The organism is Nosocomiicoccus sp. HMSC059G07 (genome assembly GCF_001815515.1).
Lineage (GTDB): Bacteria > Bacillota > Bacilli > Staphylococcales > Salinicoccaceae > Nosocomiicoccus > Nosocomiicoccus ampullae_A.
In genome coordinates, this window is sequence record NZ_KV820830.1 from 1 (window position 1) to 452 (window position 452).

Consider the following 452-nt stretch of genomic DNA (forward strand, 5'->3'; position numbering starts at 1 on the left):
GTTTTCATTATTAAAATCATTAATGAAATCTTCTAATCTATTATCAAAAGTTTTACCTATAAACGAAATGTTTGCGATAGTTTTAAGCGTTTTAGAATCAATTAACATTAATGTATTAGTATATCCGTTAGTCATATCGTCTACTTTAGTTGGATCAAATGTTCCGACTACGATAATCTTATTAACTGCATCCTTTTTTTCTACATTAATGAGCACTCTAGAAAGCTCTTCACCATTGAATGTTGAAACTTCATAAGTTTTTATAATTTGTCCATTGATACCTTGTCTATCAATATAACTTCTACCTATTTCTAATTTGTCATTGTTTATATATTCAACATCATATGGTATTTCTTCAATTTCCTGTACATGTTCTAGTATTTCAACACCTTGACCAACTACAATGATTTCATCAATTTTTTCTTGAATCACATTTCTTTCGTCGTATTCGT

General features: G+C 27.9%; 1 protein-coding gene. It reads right to left on the reverse strand.

Annotated features, from left to right (window positions below; translation table 11 throughout):
- The coding region (locus HMPREF3029_RS05075; protein ID WP_210400779.1) for a G5 domain-containing protein at window positions 1–432 on the reverse strand (432 nt) is incomplete at its 3' end.
- Window positions 433–452: the final 20 nt, after the last annotated feature.